Raw genomic sequence first — 16,787 nt, 5'->3', positions numbered from 1 at the left:
GACCGGGTCAGTTGCGGCCGGAACGGCGGGCGAGCAGGAAGTTCACCGCGGCGATGAGGGCGATGACGAGGAAGAGCACCCAGGAGACTGCTGAGGCGTAGCCGGCGTCGTTGTTGATGAAGCCGTACTTGTAGAGCATCAGCGTCAGTGTCTGGAACTGGTGCTCAGCGCCCCCTTCCGCGTTGCCCTGCTGGTCGAAGAGGAAGGGTTCGGCGAAGAGCTGGAGTCCGCCGATGGTGGAGATGACCACGGTGAACACGACCGTGGGCCGGATGGCGGGGAGAGTGACCTTGCGGAACGTCAGAAGACGTCCCGCGCCGTCCAGTTGTGCTGACTCGTACAACTCGCGCGGGACTGCCTGCATGGCGGCCAGGTAGATCAGCGCGTTGTAGCCGGTCCAGCGCCACATCACCATGAAGCTGATCGCGAGGTGCGAACTCCACGTGTCGGCGGTCCAGTCGACGGGTTCGCTGATGATCCCGAGCCCTTCGAGAGCCCAGTTGACGATCCCGAAGTCCCGGCCGAAGAGCTGGGAGAAGACGAGGGCGACGGCGACGACGGAGACGTACTGGGGCACCAGGACAAGGGCCCGCCAGACGCTGGGCGAGCGCAGGTGGCGATCCAGCAGCCAGGCCAGGCCGAGGGCGGCGAGAAGCTGGGGGACGGTGGACAGCACGAAGATGCTCAGGGTGTTGAACGTCGCCGTGTAGAAGTCGGAGTCCGCCAGCAGCCGGGTGAAGTTGTCGGCTCCGACCCACTCACCGGGCCCGGCGAGCCGGTCCCAGTCGTGCAGGGAGACCCAGAAGGTCTGAAGCAGCGGGTAGAGACCGAAGATCCCGAAGACGACGAAGAAGGGGGCGATGAAGAGGTACGGGAGCAGATGCCGTTCCGGGCGCTTCCGGCCGGTGCGGTGTCCGTCTCTCGTCCGGCCCGGGGTGGTGCGGACCTGGAGCGCCATGCGCGTTCTCCGTGGGGTCGGGTGAGGCTCGGGGCAGGTGGATAGCGGTCGGCCCGGGTGGCGGCGCCCGACCCTGCGGGGAGGCCGGTCCGGCGCCGCCGGGGGCGCACGGTGGTCCCGGGTCGGGGCCGCCGCCGTGGTGGGAGCGGGACCGTCAGCGGAGGTTCTTGTCCGCTTCCTCCAGCGCCTTGGCCCACGCCTGCTGAGGGTCGGCCTTGCCCTGTTCGACGAGCTGGAGGGCGTTGCCGAAGGGGATGCGGGCCTGCTGGTCCTTGGTGCCGCGATAGTTGGGCCGGAGGCTCTTGGCTGAGGCGGCGAAGATCTTGCCCGTGGGGGCGTCGTTGAAGTAGGGCTGTCGGGTGCCCTGCACTTCGGGGTCGTCGAGGACGGAGGCGAGGGAGGGCAGCGCCCCGACGGGGCCGGTGAAGATCTTCTTCTGGGAGTCGGCTGAGGTCAGGAAGTCGGCCAGCGCGGCGGCTTCCTTCGCATGCTTGCTCTGCTTGGGCACGGTGAGGAAGGACCCGCCCCAGTTGCCGCCGCCACCGGGGACCGCGGCGATGTCCCACGTGCCGGCGTCGGCCTCGCCCGCGGCGGTCTTGATCTGTCCGGTCATCCAGGCAGGACACGTCATGGTGGCCATACGCCCCTGCTTGATGCCCGCGTTCCACTGCTGGCTGAAGGGCTGGAGGTTGGCCGACTGCTCGTCCGCGGTCGCCTCGGCGGTGGCGCGGAAGAATTCGCTCACCTTCGGGTTGGTCCTGCCGATGTACGCGTCGTTCGCGTCGAAGAATCCGAACTCCGTCTGGTTCATCATCGCTGTGAAGATGTTTCCGGAGCTGTCGAACCACGCCTTGTCCTCGACCTTGCTCTGGAAGGTCCTTCCGGTGGCGAAGTAGTCGTCCCAGCTGGGCCAGAGCTTTCCGACCTCGTCGCGGTCGGTGGGCAGACCGGCCTGGGCGAACAGGTCCTTGCGGTAGCAGATGGCGAGGCTGCCGACGTCGGTGCCGTAACCCATCACGAAGTCGTCGGTTCCCAGGGTGCCCTGCTCCCACTTCCAGCCGAGGTACTCGCTCGCGCGCTTCGCCGCCCCGTGGTCGGCGAGGTTGGTGAACTTGTCCTTCACCGAGCGGAACTTGGGCAGGTAGCCCTCCTCGATCGCGACGACGTCGGCAGCCCCGCTGCCGGAGGCGATCTGCGTGGAGAGCTGGTTGTGGTGCTGGTCGAACTGGGAGATGCGCTCTTTGATGACGATGTCGGGATGGCTCCGGCGGTACTCCTCGATCAGAGGCTTGTAGCCGAAGTCGCTGAACGTGGCAACGGTCAGCGTGATCTTTCCGTCCGCCTCCCCGGCATCCGCGCCGCAGGCGGACAGGGCGACGAGCGAGACGGCGGCGGCGAGCGCCGCGGCGCTTCTGCGGGCACGCGTACGACCCATGGTGATCCTCCGGGAGAGTTGCGGGATGAGTGGGCACCAAGGTCGCGGCCCGCGAAATCGGTGTCAATAGTTTCGCGAAAACGATCGACAAATTCCCGACTGTCGTCGGCGCATATCCCATGAAAATGCTGAAACGCAGCGAACCAATCCACTCATAGTGGATAAACAGTTGTGATGTGCTGGCCAGGGCGCCGCTGTGTGGCGTGTTTTCGTCAGGTCATTACGGCTGACCTGCACAGTGCTACGAAACTTTCGCGCACGATTGTCCTCGTCGCCCTTCGCCCCCATCATTCGAGCGCTCACCCAGACCGCGTGGAGCCACAGCCAACGCCGTAGACGAATCCGGAGCCGCCATGACCGTCCGCTGGCACCAACGACCACTGCACAGAGCTTTCGCGGCGGGGGCCGTGGCCCTCGGGGCCCTCGTCGCCCTCGCCGCACCCAACTCCGCCGCCGGGGCCGCTGTGCCTGCCGCGCGGGGCGTACCGGCCGACGGGAAGGTCATGTTCGTCATGGGGCAGGACTCCGACACGCTGTCGGACTACCGCTCCGACGTGCTGAACAAATCGTCGCTGGACGCGCCGGCGCCCGGTGGCGTCACGTTGTACACCAACCTCGTCCTCGGCGGCACACCCGCACCTCTGGCCGGCATGACCGGCCCGGCGAACTGGGGTGCGGGCACCGTCGATTTCGGGCGCACGCTGCGCGAGTACCCGAACTCCACACTCGCCGTCGGCCTGTACCTCTCCGACGCGACCAGCGGCTGCGGCAACCAGCCACTGCGGGCGATCATCGGCCGCAACGACTCCGACGTCACCGCCGGCAGCCCGAACCTCATCGCGCAGTACCGGGCCAAGGTCGACGAGATGATCGGCCGGCTCAAGGGCTACGACCGCGACGTCCTGCTGCGCATCGGCTACGAGTTCGACGGCCCCTGGAACTGCTACAACGCCGACTTCTACAAGGAGGCGTTCCGGTACATCAAGGGCCGCATCGACGCCCTCGGAGCGACACGTGTCGCCACCGTCTGGCAGAGCGCCGCGTGGCCGGTCAACACCAACCCGGACCGCCCCGAATACAACTACGTCGTCACCGATCCCAGGCACTTCGACACGTGGTACCCCGGGGACAGCTACGTGGACTGGGTCGGCACCTCCTCCTTCTACAACTCCCGCTCCGTGCAGTCCCAGTGGGGCTGCGGTTCGTACGACACCGACCCGGTGGGCCTGCAGAACCGGGTGCTCGACTTCGCCCGCGCCCACGGCAAGCCGGTCATGGTCTCCGAAGCGGCACCGCAGGGGTCCCGCACCGGTGCGAAGACGAAGAGCTGCATCTTCCGCAACAATCCCGCGGGCTCAAGCGGCCAGGCCATCTGGGACGGCTGGCACGCCGGCTACTTCGAGTGGGTCGACCGCAACAAGGACGTCATCCGCTCGGCCGCCTACATCAACACGAACTGGGACGCCCAGACCCAGTGGCAGTGTCAGCCCGGCGCCCAGGCGGGGGGCCCCGGCTGCGCGAACGGCAACTGGGGCGACTCCCGGGTCCAGGCCGACCCGACGGTCCTGAGCAACTTCCTCGCCGAGATCAAGAAGCCGATGTGGACGAACGGGGCCGGCGGTCCGGCACCGACACCCAGCCCGACCCCGACCCCGACACCCACGCCGACTGAGCCCGCACCCGCCGACTTCACGCAAGGGGTGACCGGCAGTCCCGCCGCCACGGTCTGGTTCAAGCCGAAGGGCTTCACGGCCACCTTCGTCACGGTGCAGTACCGCATCAACGGCGGTTCCCCACAGAACCACTTCCTCTCCCACGACGACGGTGACGCGCGTTGGGAGCTCCCGGTGACCGTCCCGGCCGGGGCCACCCTCACCTACGCCTTCAACTACCAGCCCACCGACAGGACCCACCAGACGACCACTCCCACCTACACCTGGGTCACCCGCTGACCTGTGCGCCGCACCGCGCCGGGCCGCCGTGAGGCCACGTTCCGCATCTACGGCTGCCCGGCTGCCCGGCTGCCCCCTTCCCTCGTACCCTCCCCAAGGAGGCAACGTGTCCACCGACCGATCCCGCCCCCGGCCGCGCAGTCACCGCGTACGCGCCGCTGTCCGTTCCCTGACAACAGCTCTGGCCGCCGGGCTGCTGCTGATGACCCCCGCCCCGGCTGCCGCCGAGGCCGAGGCTCCGGGCGGCGCCAACGCCGAGGCCGCCGCTCCCGAGCTGCTGATCGGCCAGTCCACCAGGAGCGCCCTGGACGACTTCACCACCTTCGCCGGCGGTGCCGACGGCGGCTCGGTCTACTACGAGCTCCGCAAGGGTGACTGGGTGAACCCGGCGCACCGCTCGTTCGCCGAGCACGTGGCCGCGCAGGGCGGGACCGTGCAGGTGGGCATCAGCTGGAAGGACAACCCGCCCGGCTTCGACGGAGGCGACGAGACGGTGAAGGCCGCCCGGTCCCGTGCGGTCACCGCCGAGATCGCGGCCGGCGGGCACACCGCCTCGCTGGAGCGGCTGGTGGCGTTCGCGAACGCCTATCCCAGGGCCACCTTCAAGCTGCGTCTGGACTACGAGGTGAGCAGCTTCTACCACTGCACCGACGCGAGCTGCTCCTCGTACAAACAGGCGTTCAACCGCCTCGCCGGCCATCTCGACGGCCGCTCGACGCCGCGCAACCTCCAGTTCGTCTTCCACCCCGTGCGCGGCGAGTTCGAGTCGATGTACCCGGGTGACGGCGCCGTGGACTGGATGGGCGTCTCCGTCTTCGCCCACGAACTGTGCCTGCCGATCCACGACCGGGGCTACCTCTACAACGGAACTCCGCCGCAGAACTACGACGTCGGGGCGAGCCAGTGCCGCAACGCGTACATCGGTACCGACTCCCACGGCAACCCGGCCGCGATCTGGCGCAACTTCGACCATGACGCGAACGTGCTGAAGCTGGTGAAGTTCGCCAAGGACCACCGCAAGCCGGTCGTGCTCTCCGAGGCGGGCATGATGAACTTCACCGCCGACAACGGCTCCACGGACGGACTGGAACAGCAGCGCGGCGATCTGTGGGTGAAACGGTTGTTCTCCCTGATGAACTACCGGGGCCCCATCCCCAACCTGCCGGGCGAGCACGACCTGCGGGGCGTGATCAAGTCCGTCGCCTACATCAACCTGGACTTCCGGTACGGCTGGGACGGCATCGACGACGGCAGCTTCGACTTCGCCCCCGACACCACCTGGTTCGTCGACGGCAGGCTGTCCCGCTACACGGCCGCCAAGGCGTCGTTCTGCCGGGGCCTGGCCGACAACGCCTTCACCGCACGCTGCCGCTGACCGCGCACGGCGACGGGGTCCCGGTTCCCCGGGACGAGCTCGTCCCGGGGAACCTCACTGTCCGAAAACCGTCACCCGCATTCCCGGTAGTTCGCTCGGGATCCCGCTCGTACCGCGCAGCACCTTCCGCGCTGCGAGGGGCTGTGCCACTTTCGATGCCGTGGGAGCGCTCCCGCACTCCCCACCTCTCAACTCCCCATCTGCCTTCAGATCCCCGCAGAGAGGCGAACACCCATGTCCCGAACCGCCAGTCCGAGCCGGAGAGCCGGCCTTCTCCGGCTGTGGGCAGCCGTGATCGCGCTGCTGGCCTCGATGCTCGGCGCCGTGCTGACCTCGGCTCCGCCGGCCGCCGCGGCCCCCGTCCTCTGCGACCAGTACGCCTCGACGGCGATCCAGGGCGGCAAGTACGTCGTCCAGAACAACCGCTGGGGTGCCTCGACCCGTCAGTGCATCGATGTGCGGGCTGGCGGGTTCGCCATCACCGCGGCGGACCACGACAACCCCACGAACAGCGTGCCTGCCGGGTACCCGTCGGTCTATGCGGGCTGCCACTACGGCAGCTGCACTCCCGGCAGCGGGCTTCCTCTCCGCGTACAGGACTTCGGCAACGTTCGCAGTTCGGTCGCCATGACGCGCCCCGACTCAGGTGAATGGAACGCCGCTTATGACCTGTGGTTCGACCCGACGCCGCGCAGCGACGGTCAGAACACCGGTGCCGAGCTGATGATCTGGCTCGACCACCGGGGCCGCCCGCAGCCCATCGGCTCCAAGGTGGCCACGACCACCATCGAGGGCGCGAGCTGGGACGTATGGGTCGGTAACATCGGCTGGAACGTGATCAGTTACGTCCGCACCGCCGGCACCGGCACCCTGGACTTCGCGGTCCGCTCCTTCACCGACGATGCCGTCGCCCGCGGCCAGATCCAGCGGTCGTGGTACCTGACCAGCGTGCAGGCAGGCTTCGAGCCGTGGATCGGTGGCGCGGGCCTGGCCGTCGACGACTTTTCCTTCACGATCAACGGGCCAGGGGGCGGCGGGGGAGCGAAGAGCATCGTCGGCAGGCAGAGCAACCGCTGCCTCGACGTGACGGACGGCAACACCGCCAACGGCACCCCGGTCATCATCTACGACTGCTGGGGCGGACCGCCGCAGCAGTGGACCATCGGCTCCGACGGCACCATTCGGGCGTTCGGCAAATGCCTGGAAGTCGGCGGCGGCGTGAACGCCAGGGGCAACGGCGCCCATGTCAACCTCTGGGACTGCTGGGGCGGCGCCAACCAGAAATGGACCGTCAACGCCGACGGCACCATCCGCAACCCCAACTCCGGCCGCTGCCTGGAAGTGGCGGGCCAGGGGACCGCGAACGACACCCGCACCCAGATCTGGGACTGCTGGGGCGGCGAGAACATGAAGTGGAACATCCGGTGAGCCGGGCATCGCACGGGGCGGGCCGTGTCATGGCGGCCCGCCCCGCCCTGGCAGCCATCCTGGCGGGCGGGCTGCTCGCCACGGTCCTGGCCGGGACCGGACAGGCCGGGGACGCGGGAGACCGCAAGGCCGCACACACTGCCGCCGCCGCGCCGGAAGTCATCACCGTGGACACCGGCCGCCCGTCGGGGCCGCTGAAGAAGGCGGGTCTGGGCACCCTGTTCGGCGTGACGACGACTCCCGCGACCCCTGCCGCGCTCGCCGCCGGTTCGCAACTCCTGCTCTCCCAGCACCAGAGCATGGACGGCGACGTCTCCTATCCGAGCTCCACCGAGTCCGTGGCGGCGAAGCTGCGGGGCACCGGCGTGAAGATGGTCGGCCGGTACAACGACCTGATGGGCGGTTGGCCGTACGTCTGGAAGGGGTACGACGACTGGATGCGCAAGGTCGACAGCGCGACGCGGTCCATCCAGAAGTACAAGGACGTTCTGGATTCTGTGGCCCCGCTGAACGAGCCCGACAACAAGCTCGGACCGCACGCCGACAGCCCGTTCATGACGGATCCGCGCGTCCAGGGGGCCACCTACGACGCCAAGGTCAACTGGCTGTGGACGGAGACCGTCCGGCGGATCCGCACCATCGACCGCGATGTGCGGATCATGGGGCCCAACTACGAGCACTACAACCCCTGGGAAGCCCCGGACCGGCAGCCTCGGATGCGCGACTTCCTGGTCAACGCCAAGAACACAGGCACTCTGCCCGACATCATCGGATGGCACAGTCTCGGGCCGAGCCCCGGTGACGTACCCGAGACGCTGACCCGCTACTACCGGCCGCTGGAGCAGGAGCTCGGTATTTCCCCGCGTCCCGTGATGATCGAGGAGTACGGGCCGGGCAACGGCGAGTTCGAGGGCGTGCCCGGGACCATGATCAAACACTGGGCGGAGTTCGCCCGCTACGGGGTCGACTCGGCGGCGATGGGCATCTACACCAACCCCGGGCTGCTCGGGAACACGCTGCGCCGCACCTCCGAGGGGCTGAAGCCCAACGGCGGCTGGCATTTCATGAATTGGTTCAAGGAGATGCGCGGCAACCAGCTCTTCGTCAGCCGCTGGGACACCCGCCACTACCAGGCTTCGGACGGGGTGGCCTCCTGGGACCCCGCAGCGCGCACGGTCACCGTGCTGGCAGGAGGGGACGACGGCGACATCGACGTCCGGCTGCTGGGGCTGGCGGCCCGTGGCCTGGGCCCACAGGTCCGGGTCAGGGTCGAGTACACCCACTGGTCCACCGATCCCCTGGCCACCGACCGCCGGGCCGACCGGGCGGGCGACCCGCAGACCGGGGCGTACAACGTCTACGACAAGGTCCTCGGCCTCGACCAGGGCGGGAACCTGACCGTACCGATCCGGCAGATGGAACGGCTCAACGGCTACCGCATCACCGTCCAGCCGGCCGCCCCGCCCGCCGCGTATCCCAGCAAGTACGAGGCGGAGGACGGCCGGCAGTCCGGCACCGTCCCGCACACGGGCAGCGACACGGCACTCGCCTCCGGGCGCGGCTACATCGGCGGCATCGACCGGGCGGACAGCTCGGTCGCCTTCACGGTCCGGGCGGAGCGGGCAGGTATCCACCTGATGACGGTGCGGTACGCCAACGGCACCGCGGCCGGGGCGAGTCACGGCGTCCGGGTGGGTAGTGGGGCACAGGGTTCGGTGACCTACCCGCCCACCGGCGGCTGGGCGAACACGACGATGGGTACGGCGGTGAAGCGCGTGGTGCTGGCGGCGGGGGCGAACACCATCACCCTCGCCAGGGGAGCCGGCCACGCGGAGCTGGACTACATCGACGTGCGGCCGGACACTCATCGCTACGAAGCTGAGCTGGCCGAGATCAGTGACGCGGGCATTCGGCACTACCAGTGGAACGAGTTCCCCGACTACGTGGGCGGCATCGACAAGCCGACGAGCTCGGTGGAGTTCGCCGTGGACGCGCCGCGCGCCGGCGCGTACCTGGTCGACGTCGGATACGCCAACGGGATCGCGGGAAGCGCCGATCACGGGGTCAGTGTCAACGGCACGGCCACCGGGACCATCACCTACCCCTCCACCGGCGCCTGGCTGAGCGGGCCGCGACAGGACGCCGTGGTGGGGACGGCGACGGTCCGCGTCACGCTGCGCGAGGGCGTCAACCGGGTCCGGCTCACGAAGGGGCAGGGCTACGCCGAAGTCGACTGGCTGAGCCTGCGCCCCGACACGGCGGTGACTGCTGAGTGACGTGCCTGGGGGAGGCGGGTTGATGCGCACGCACACGACGCGGGCATCCTCCGTGGCGGCCTCGTCCGAGGTCGCGACGGAGGACGGACGGTCACCGAGTCCATCGCGCAGTGTCTCCCGGCCGGCTCGCTCACGTCATCGACCCTCGCCCGAGCTCACCCGTCATCGTTCCACCGTCAGGGACGAGGGTCGTTCCCACAACTCTCCGCGGCCCGCTCGGGCAGGGAAGTGTCGTAGCACCCGGTCGTGCCGGGCCCCCTGCCTCAGGCCCGCCCACGGACCCGCAGCGTCAGCGTCGCGAAGGGAGTGAGGGACCAGGTGCTTTTCGTCGTGCCCTGCCGCACCGCCTCCTGCCCGGTGGGTTCCTCGTCCAGCCGGACGGGGGTGAGGACAGTACCGGCGGGCGCGTGCACCCGGGCCTCGCACGCTTCGGACGTCGGGTTGGCCACGCGGAGGATCAGGCCGTCGCCGTCCTCGGCGGGTTTGAGCGCCGCCAGGAGTGCGCCGTCGACGCGTATCGTGCCGGGTGCCGGTCGGGCCGTGGTCCCCGGCCGGAGCTGGAAGGCGCGCAGGGGTGTGCGGAAGGCCGCCGCCCGGCGGGAGAGTCCGGTGTCGGTCGCGACGGGCTCGCCGAGTGCGAGCGCGAGATCGAAGGTCTGCGGACCCTGGCACTGCGCCTCCGGGGTTTCGAGCATCGGACCGGCGCCGGTGGTGCGGCTGCGCAGGTCGAAGCGGGAGAGCCAGCCGACGGACCGCAGCAGGGTCAGCACGATCTCCTGGTCGGCGCCGGTCGCCGTCTCCGGGCCGGCGAGCGCGCGCATCTCGGGCAGCCCGGGCGCGATGATCGCCGTACGGTCCTCTCCGCGCCCGACCGCGCCGATGCCCTGGACGGGGGCGGAGCCGCAGACGGCCTCGTGGCCGCGCTCGGTGGGCAGCGGACCGAGGTCGGGGCGTACGGGGCGCTCGATCAGGCTCCACTGTCCGTCGCCGGTCCAGGTGGCCGCACCGCGGGCGGTGGGGGCGTGGAAGCGCAGCCGGTGGTCGCGAGCGGTGTTGTCGAGGGCGATGTGCCAGCGCAGCAGTGAGTCACCGTGCCAGTGGGCGACCTCGATGCGGACCGGGACCGCCCTGATCCGCTCGCCGCGGCTCTTGCGGTCGGGAGTGATCTCGACCGGCAGGTCGAGTACGGCGTCGAGTTCCAGGATGGTGCGCACCGCCGACGTTCGGCTGCGGGAGGCGATCAGCCGGGGGATGATCACGGTGTCGGTCAGTGGCGCGTCGTAGTTGTAGGTGTCGCCGCTGTCGCCGCCGTCGGTGAGCAGGCCCAGGCCCGGCAGGACGGTGCCGTCGCCGCGGGTCAGGGTCAGTGAGGCGTCGTCGGCCGCGCTGAGGTGGCCGCCGCCGGGCGCGGGGATCGTGGCCGCGCCGTCCTCGGTACGGGCCGTGGTGTCGTGGGCCGGGGTGTCGCCGAGCCGCACGCGCAGGACGGTCCGGCCGAGGCCGGGCACGGTGGGGGCGTTCAGGAACAGGCGGTGGCGCAGGGCCGGACGTGAGTCGGGCAGGAGGTCGAGGTCGGCCTCGAAGGCGGTCTCGGTGCCGAGCGTCTCGGTCTCGAAGGGGACGGGTGTGCCGTCCGGGGCCGTGATCGCGACCGGGTGGCGGCCGGGTGCGGTGAGGATCTCGGCCGTGACGGGACCGGCGGCGTCGTCCGGGTGGGGATTGAGGACGGCGAGGTCGGTGTGGTCGCGGGCCGGGTCGCCGTAGACGCGGACGTCGAGTCCGCCGGCGAGGAGCGCTCGGCTGACGACATGTTCGCCGAGTTGGTGGACTCGCTCGAAGCGGACCGCGTTCTCGCGGTGCACCTCGTCCACGCTGCATCCGCACAGGGAGTCGTGCGGGGCGTTGCGTAGGAGCAGTTCCCAGGCGTGGTCGAGGTCGGCGCGCAGGGTGGGATCGTGCGGGGCGTGGAGGGCGAGTGCGGGCTCGGCCCAGCGCTCCAGGAGGTTCTGGGCCGAGGCGTTGGCCTGCTTGAGGTAGGTGCGGGCGGAGAGGGTGCCGGGGAGGATGAACGTCAGGTACCCCGCGGGTTCGCGGAGTTCGCCCTCGACGACCGGCAGGGGCTCACCGTGTGCCGCGCGGGCGTCCGCCGCCGCGCGAGCCACGCCGAAGAATTCCTCCAGGGTGCTCTCCCGAAGCGCGGCGCCGGTGGCCGCCGCCCCGTCCGCCGCCGCGCGGATGCGTTCCCTCGGTCCGGTGGGTGCGAGGTGGTCGCCCCCGTTCATCAGCAGCCACGGGCCCTCGGGCAGACGGGCGTGCTCGGCGGCGAGGAAGTCCTTGAGGCGCTCGGCCGCGGTCGAGGTGGCGGGGCCGTCGGCCCAGAGGACCTCCGCTCCGTGATAGCCCTGGTTGACGGCGAAGACCTCGGAGCCGTCGGGGGAACGCCAGCGGAAGCGCGCGACGCCGTCAGGGGCACCGCGCCAGACCAGGGCGGTGTCCATGCCGAAACCGCGCAGCAGCCGGGGCAGATCGGCGGGGTGCCCGAAGGCGTCCGGGGAGTAGCCGACGCCTGCCAGGGTGCCGGCACCGGGGGCCCAGCGCCGGGCCGTCAGCAGGTTGCGGATCAGGCTCTCGCCCGACACGAGTTGGTTGTCGGCCAGTACGTGCCAGGGGCCGAGGGTCAGCCGTCCGGCGCGCGCGTGGTCGCGCAGCCGCTCGGCCAGGTCGGGGCGGAGAGCTTCGACGTCGGCGAGGACGATCGTCTGACCGTCGAGGTGGAAGGACGTCATCCGGCCGTCGTCGAGCTCGGCGCAGACACGGCTCGCGAGCTCGACGAGACGGGCGCGGAAGGCTTCGAAGGGGCGGTACCACTCGCGGTCCCAGTGGACGTGGGTGACGACGTGACACGCGGGCGACGAGGCGGGCCTCGGCGCGGGGGCTTCCGGGGCGTTCGTGGGTGCGGGAGTGCCGGAGGTCGCGGTGCTCATACGGTGGGCTCCTCTGCGGTCCGGCGGGTGACCGGGGACGGTACGGATGGTGTGGGCGCGGTGGGACCGGACCCGGCTGACGGTTCCGGTGCGGCCGTCGCCCGAGGGCCTGCCACGCGAGGCAGCGCGGCGGCGAAGCGTTCGGTGATGGCCGTCGGGCGCGTGATCGCCCCGCCGACCACCACGGCGTGCGCGCCGAGCGCCAAGGCGCGGGCGGCTTCCGCCGGGGTGGCGATACGGCCCTCCGCGATGAGCGGTACGTCGAGAGCGGCGGCGAGCGAGGCGACGAGCGCGAAGTCGGGGCCGTCGGGCTGGGTGCTGCCCGCGGTGTACCCGGAGAGGGTGGTGGCGACGGCATCGGCGCCGGCCGCCGCGGCGGCCAGACCCTCCTCGTGCGTCGAGACGTCGGCGAGCACGCCGATCCCGAGCCGGTGCAGCGCCTCGATCGTGGTCGCCAGGCTCAGACCGTCCCGGCGGGGCCGCCCGGTGGCGTCGAGCGCCACGAGGTCCGCACCCGCGTCCGCGACGCGCTGGGCGTGGCCGAGCGTCGGGGTGATGTAGACGCCCTCGTCGCCGTCCTTCCAGAGCCCGATCAACGGCACGGTGACGGCCTGCCGCACGGCGGCGATGTCGTCGGGGCCGTTGATCCGGACGGCGGCCGCCCCGCCGGCCACCGCGGCCCGGGCCATCCGGGCCATGATGTCCGCACCGTGCAGGGGCTCGCCGGGCAGTGCCTGGCAGGAGACGATCAGCGATCCGGCCAGGCCGCGCAGAGCTGCGGCGGCCCCGGCGGGGCGGGGGGCGCGGGAGGTACGGGTGGGGGGCACCAGGTCCCTTTCGGTGGTATCGGTGGTCGCGGGTCCGGCGGCGGTCCCGGTCGTCGTCCCGCTCGCGGTGTCAGGCACGCGACGGGGGAGTGACGGGGTCGAGCGGATGAAGCGCGTCCTGGACCCGGCCGACCAGGCGGACGGCCAGGTCGCCCCAGCCGGGCGCCGGATCCGCCGGGTCGGGGTCGGGGAGCACGGTGCCGTCCGGGTCGCCGAGCAGGCGGACGGCGGCGCTGTGCAGCGCGTCCCGTTCCGCCTCGTCCGCCGGGTCCTGGGGCCGGACCTCCAGTTCGGCGTTCCTGCGCCCGGTGAGTGCCCCGGCCGCGGCGAGCAGCTGTACCGCCACGAATCCCGGATCGCCGGGCGTGACGTCGAGGGTCCAGGCGAGCGGAACACCATCGGAGGCCAACCGGGTCTGGAGCAGGGTGAGTTCTCGGCGATCGTCCACGACCCGGGCCGGGGTGAGGGAGCGCAGACAGGACTGGGCGGCCAGCGCGCCGGCCGCCTCGCCCACGGCCCATTCGCCGTGGTGCACGCGGTAGGCGGAGGCGGCGACCTGGGTGGCCGCCAGGTTCTTCGCGGCGGCCAGGAGGTTGTCGGGTTCGGCGGCGACCAGCGACGAGAGCGGCACCTGGAAGGGCGCTGTCGGTGCGTAGGCACTGGCGGGGTGACCGACCCTGCTGTGGAGGTCCATGTGGTACAGCGCGAGGCCGCCGGAGTCGGTGCGGTTGTCGGCGCGCGCCTGGCCGGGGACCGGTTCCAGGTCCTGTTGGCGGACAGGGGCCGCGGTCCGCAGCCGGCGTGACTCCCGGAGGTAGGGCTCCTCCGCGTAGCCGTCGGGAGTGCCCGCAATGCCGGGCGCGAGGGTCAGGCCGGGGTAGCCGTGGCCGCCGTCGTCGCGGGGGCACTCGGTGCGCAGCCAGTGCAGGAAGGCGGCGGAGAGGCGCTTGGCCTCCGCGTAGGCCGCTTCGGGGTGGTCGATGGAGGAGCGGTCGGCGTAGTCGTTGCCGGCCCAGTTGATGAGGGCCGCGTCCGGGCCGCCCAGAGCCGCGCCGTCGCGCAGCCGCCGGTAGGTCCAGAACGGCGGGTGGCCGTCGGGCCCGTCCTCGAACATCCGGTAGCGGTGGGTGCGGTCGTCCCAGCCGGCGATCTCCAGGGTGAACGGCTGGCGCTCACGCCACCGCTCGTACCCGTGAGGTGCGGGCTCTGCCCGCGGGGATGCCCCCGGGGTGTGCTCGACGACGAAGCCGACGGTGCAGGACTGCACCGCGCCGGGGTGCGGGCCGCCGGGCAGGGCCAGCGATTCGCCGTGAGCGTCGCGGCCCTCGGAGCCGGCCACCCACGGGGTGCCGGTCAGGGGAAGCAGGTCGCCGGCCTCGGTGGCGTCGCAGAACACCTCCGCGAACAGCTCCGTGGCGTGCGCTTCGTCGTCGGCGCTGAAGCGCACGGAGGTCAGCCGCGCGCCCTCGCGCCGTGCCGAGCGCGGGGTGAGGCCGGTGAGGATCGTCAGACGGCCGGACGCGACGTGCGGTGCGAGGAGTGTGCGCAGGGCGTGCTCGGCGGCGGCCGGTTCGAAGCACAGTCTGCTGACCCAGCCGCCGCCGGGGTTGGCCACGCCGTCGTAGTGGGCGCGCACCAGGTCGCGGAATGCGCGATAGGAGGCGGAGACGCCGCCGGTCTCGACGTGGGGGTGCTCGTCGAGGGCGGGGACGAGCTGGGTGGTTGCCTGGCCGCCGAGGCGGCGGTGGCGGGCCGCGAGGACGACACGGCGGCCGGAGCGGGCGGCGGCGAGGGCCGCGGCGACGGCGCCGAGGCCGGATCCGACGACGGCGACGTCGGTGTGGAGCGCGCGGGCGGCGGGGGCGGGATGGGTCACCGGGTCTCCTCGGCGGTCGGGTGGGGAGGGGCGGCGTCCGCCGGGGCGGGTCCGGTGCTGACGTCGAAGTCCGCCTCGAAGGTGCGCCGCCACGGCAGGCGCACCGAACCGGGGGTGATCCGGGCGTGGAAGCCGGGCAGTTCCTCGGCGCACCGCGTCAGGCCGGCGGCGAGCCGGTCCAGGAGCGGGTGGCCGTCAGGCACGTGGTCGTGCCGCCCGGGGACGCTGCCGAGCTCGGCGCGGATCTCGGCGCGAACGCGCGTCATGTACCCGAGGTCCTCGATGAACCGGTGGGCGAGCAGGTCGAGATGGGCGCTCTCGTCGAGGCGGTCCGCCCGGCGCGCGGCGACAGCGGTTACCGCGTGGGCGACGGCGGTGCCGAGGGTGTTCCCGGCGGTGTTCCAGCCGGCGTAGGACGTCAGCAGGTGGGCCAGGCCGGTGCCGAGCAGGGCGTCCGCCAGGAGCGGGTCGGCCCCGTTGGGCTGCGCGCAGTCGGCGACCGCGACGGCCCGCCCGGCGCGCAGGAGCGCCGCCGCGCGGTCGGCCAGTGACCCGGCGGTGCGCGCGGCCCTTTCGGAGCGATGGGTGAGCGGGCCGACCGCCCAGTCGCCGTCCCCGTCCGGGGTGTGCACCAGCAGGTACAGGTCGGGGTCGGGGCCCTCGTGGACGGTGGCCCCGCACGCCATGATCTGACCGGCGGCGGTCCGGCCGACGGGGATGTTCTCGTACGGGGCGGTTCGGGCGAGGCCGTCCGGGTCGACGGCTTCGATCCGCACGGTGACGGGCCCGCTGCCCAGCAGGCCCAGCAGCGTGCGGGCCACCAGCGTGGCGGTGGCCTCGTCGGCGCCGGGGCGCACGGACACCCGGTCCTCGACTTCGAGGCGGGTGCGCCAGAGCTGGAGCTGCTGGAGTTCGGCGGTGGAGACGGCCCGGGGGGCGGTGTCGTCGGCGCCGACGACCAGGCTGTCCAGGACGCCGGAGGCCGCGAGTTCCAGTGCGGTGAGGTTGAGGGCGTGGTTGCGCACCCGCCGACGGAGGAAGTCGGAGCGGACGGCCGGGGGCACGGCCTCGCGGGCGGCCGCCAGGTGCTCCGCGCGTCGCGCCCGCGGCTGTTCGCCGTGGTGCAACTCGGCGGAGAGGTGGTGGAGCGCGGGGCCGTGGGGGTCCCAGTACTCCGGCTCCTCCATCGCGTCGTCGGAGTCGGGGGTGCGGGTGATGAGGGTGACGGCGTGCACGGGAGTGCCCGAAGCGGCGATCCGGGCCAGGACCTGCCAGCGGGCGGCGACCTCCGCGACCGGGGACGGCTGGGTGCGCGACGCGATGAGACCGCCGTGGCCCAGCGTCTCCAGGCTGACCACGGCGGCGTCGGCGTCCCGCGCCGCGCCCGCCAGCCAGGTGCCGAGCGCGTCGGCGTCGCCCGGCTCGCGCAGCCGCGGCATGAGCTCGTCGGGCGGCAGCAGTGTCCCGGCCCCGGCCACGGCGGCGATCTGGTCGGGCAGCCGGGAGCAGGCGGGCCTCTCGTCGAGCGGCAGCAGGGCGATGCGCAGGGGCAGGCGCGCGGGGGCGGCGCTCACGGTTGTTCCCTCATCTTTCAGGTCGTACGGAGTGTCTGTCGGGTCGTACGGGTTCTTCTCGGGTCGTACGTCAGGTCGTGCGGGCCCGGCGCGCGGCGGGCC

General features: G+C 71.7%; 10 protein-coding genes. 4 read left to right on the top strand and 6 right to left on the bottom strand.

All coding sequences use genetic code 11. The annotated features are described in order from the left end of the window. Positions 1–7: 7 nt before the first annotated feature. Together ACFWRV_RS18715 and ACFWRV_RS18710 are read right to left on the bottom strand one after the other, a co-directional pair. Positions 8–958, bottom strand: coding sequence for a carbohydrate ABC transporter permease (locus ACFWRV_RS18715; protein WP_384335832.1), 951 nt, complete (start codon positions 956–958; stop codon positions 8–10). Positions 959–1,112: 154 nt separating this feature from the next. Beyond that, complete coding sequence (locus ACFWRV_RS18710) at positions 1,113–2,393, bottom strand: extracellular solute-binding protein (RefSeq protein WP_384335829.1); 1,281 nt, start codon at positions 2,391–2,393, stop codon at positions 1,113–1,115. Positions 2,394–2,746: 353 nt separating this feature from the next. Between ACFWRV_RS18710 and ACFWRV_RS18705 the strand changes: the two genes are divergently transcribed. The 4 genes from ACFWRV_RS18705 to ACFWRV_RS18690 all read left to right on the top strand — a co-directional run bounded on the left by ACFWRV_RS18705 (position 2,747) and on the right by ACFWRV_RS18690 (position 9,424). Next, positions 2,747–4,345, top strand: coding sequence for an endo-1,3-beta-xylanase (locus ACFWRV_RS18705; RefSeq protein ID WP_384335826.1), 1,599 nt, complete (start codon positions 2,747–2,749; stop codon positions 4,343–4,345). A 106-nt stretch (positions 4,346–4,451) separates the two neighbouring features. Beyond that, entirely contained in the window at positions 4,452–5,720 is a 1,269-nt protein-coding gene (locus tag ACFWRV_RS18700) for a hypothetical protein (protein WP_384335823.1), read from the top strand. 234 nt (positions 5,721–5,954) lie between these two features. Beyond that, positions 5,955–7,148, top strand: a complete 1,194-nt coding sequence (locus tag ACFWRV_RS18695; protein ID WP_384335820.1) for an RICIN domain-containing protein — start codon at positions 5,955–5,957, stop codon at positions 7,146–7,148. After that, complete coding sequence (locus tag ACFWRV_RS18690; protein WP_384335817.1) at positions 7,145–9,424, top strand: CBM35 domain-containing protein; 2,280 nt, start codon at positions 7,145–7,147, stop codon at positions 9,422–9,424. The genes ACFWRV_RS18695 and ACFWRV_RS18690 overlap by 4 nt, the downstream gene beginning before the upstream one ends. Positions 9,425–9,687: 263 nt before the next feature. Here the strand turns inward: ACFWRV_RS18690 and ACFWRV_RS18685 are convergent, their stop codons facing one another. The 4 genes from ACFWRV_RS18685 to ACFWRV_RS18670 are packed head-to-tail and all read right to left on the bottom strand — an operon-like array spanning position 9,688 to position 16,685. Next, a complete protein-coding gene (locus ACFWRV_RS18685; RefSeq protein WP_384335814.1) occupies positions 9,688–12,408 on the bottom strand; it encodes a glycosyl hydrolase-related protein in 2,721 nt (906 codons plus the stop codon). Next, positions 12,405–13,313 carry an N-acetylmannosamine-6-phosphate 2-epimerase gene (locus ACFWRV_RS18680; protein ID WP_384335811.1) on the bottom strand — a complete coding sequence of 303 codons (909 nt, stop codon included), beginning with the start codon at positions 13,311–13,313 and terminating at the stop codon, positions 12,405–12,407. The genes ACFWRV_RS18685 and ACFWRV_RS18680 overlap by 4 nt, the downstream gene beginning before the upstream one ends. After that, positions 13,306–15,111, bottom strand: a complete 1,806-nt coding sequence (locus tag ACFWRV_RS18675) for an FAD-dependent oxidoreductase (protein WP_384335808.1) — start codon at positions 15,109–15,111, stop codon at positions 13,306–13,308. The genes ACFWRV_RS18680 and ACFWRV_RS18675 overlap by 8 nt, the downstream gene beginning before the upstream one ends. After that, positions 15,108–16,685 (bottom strand): DUF4127 family protein, encoded by a 1,578-nt coding sequence (locus ACFWRV_RS18670; RefSeq protein ID WP_384335805.1) that lies wholly within the window; start codon positions 16,683–16,685, stop codon positions 15,108–15,110. Before ACFWRV_RS18670 ends, ACFWRV_RS18675 begins: the two co-directional genes overlap by 4 nt. Positions 16,686–16,787 lie beyond the last annotated feature (102 nt).

Source organism: Streptomyces sp. NPDC058576 (assembly GCF_042718715.1).
Lineage (GTDB): Bacteria > Actinomycetota > Actinomycetes > Streptomycetales > Streptomycetaceae > Streptomyces.
Note: the sequence above shows the minus strand (reverse complement) of the source record. Positions and strands in the feature narration are given on the sequence as shown.

Coding starts and splice junctions, on each gene's coding strand:
- ACFWRV_RS18695 (WP_384335820.1), top strand. CDS start 5,955: ATGTCCCGAACCGCCAGTCCGAGCCGGAGAGCCGGCCTTCTCCGGCTG.
- ACFWRV_RS18710 (WP_384335829.1), bottom strand. CDS start 2,393: ATGGGTCGTACGCGTGCCCGCAGAAGCGCCGCGGCGCTCGCCGCCGCC.
- ACFWRV_RS18685 (WP_384335814.1), bottom strand. CDS start 12,408: ATGAGCACCGCGACCTCCGGCACTCCCGCACCCACGAACGCCCCGGAA.
- ACFWRV_RS18715 (WP_384335832.1), bottom strand. CDS start 958: ATGGCGCTCCAGGTCCGCACCACCCCGGGCCGGACGAGAGACGGACAC.
- ACFWRV_RS18705 (WP_384335826.1), top strand. CDS start 2,747: ATGACCGTCCGCTGGCACCAACGACCACTGCACAGAGCTTTCGCGGCG.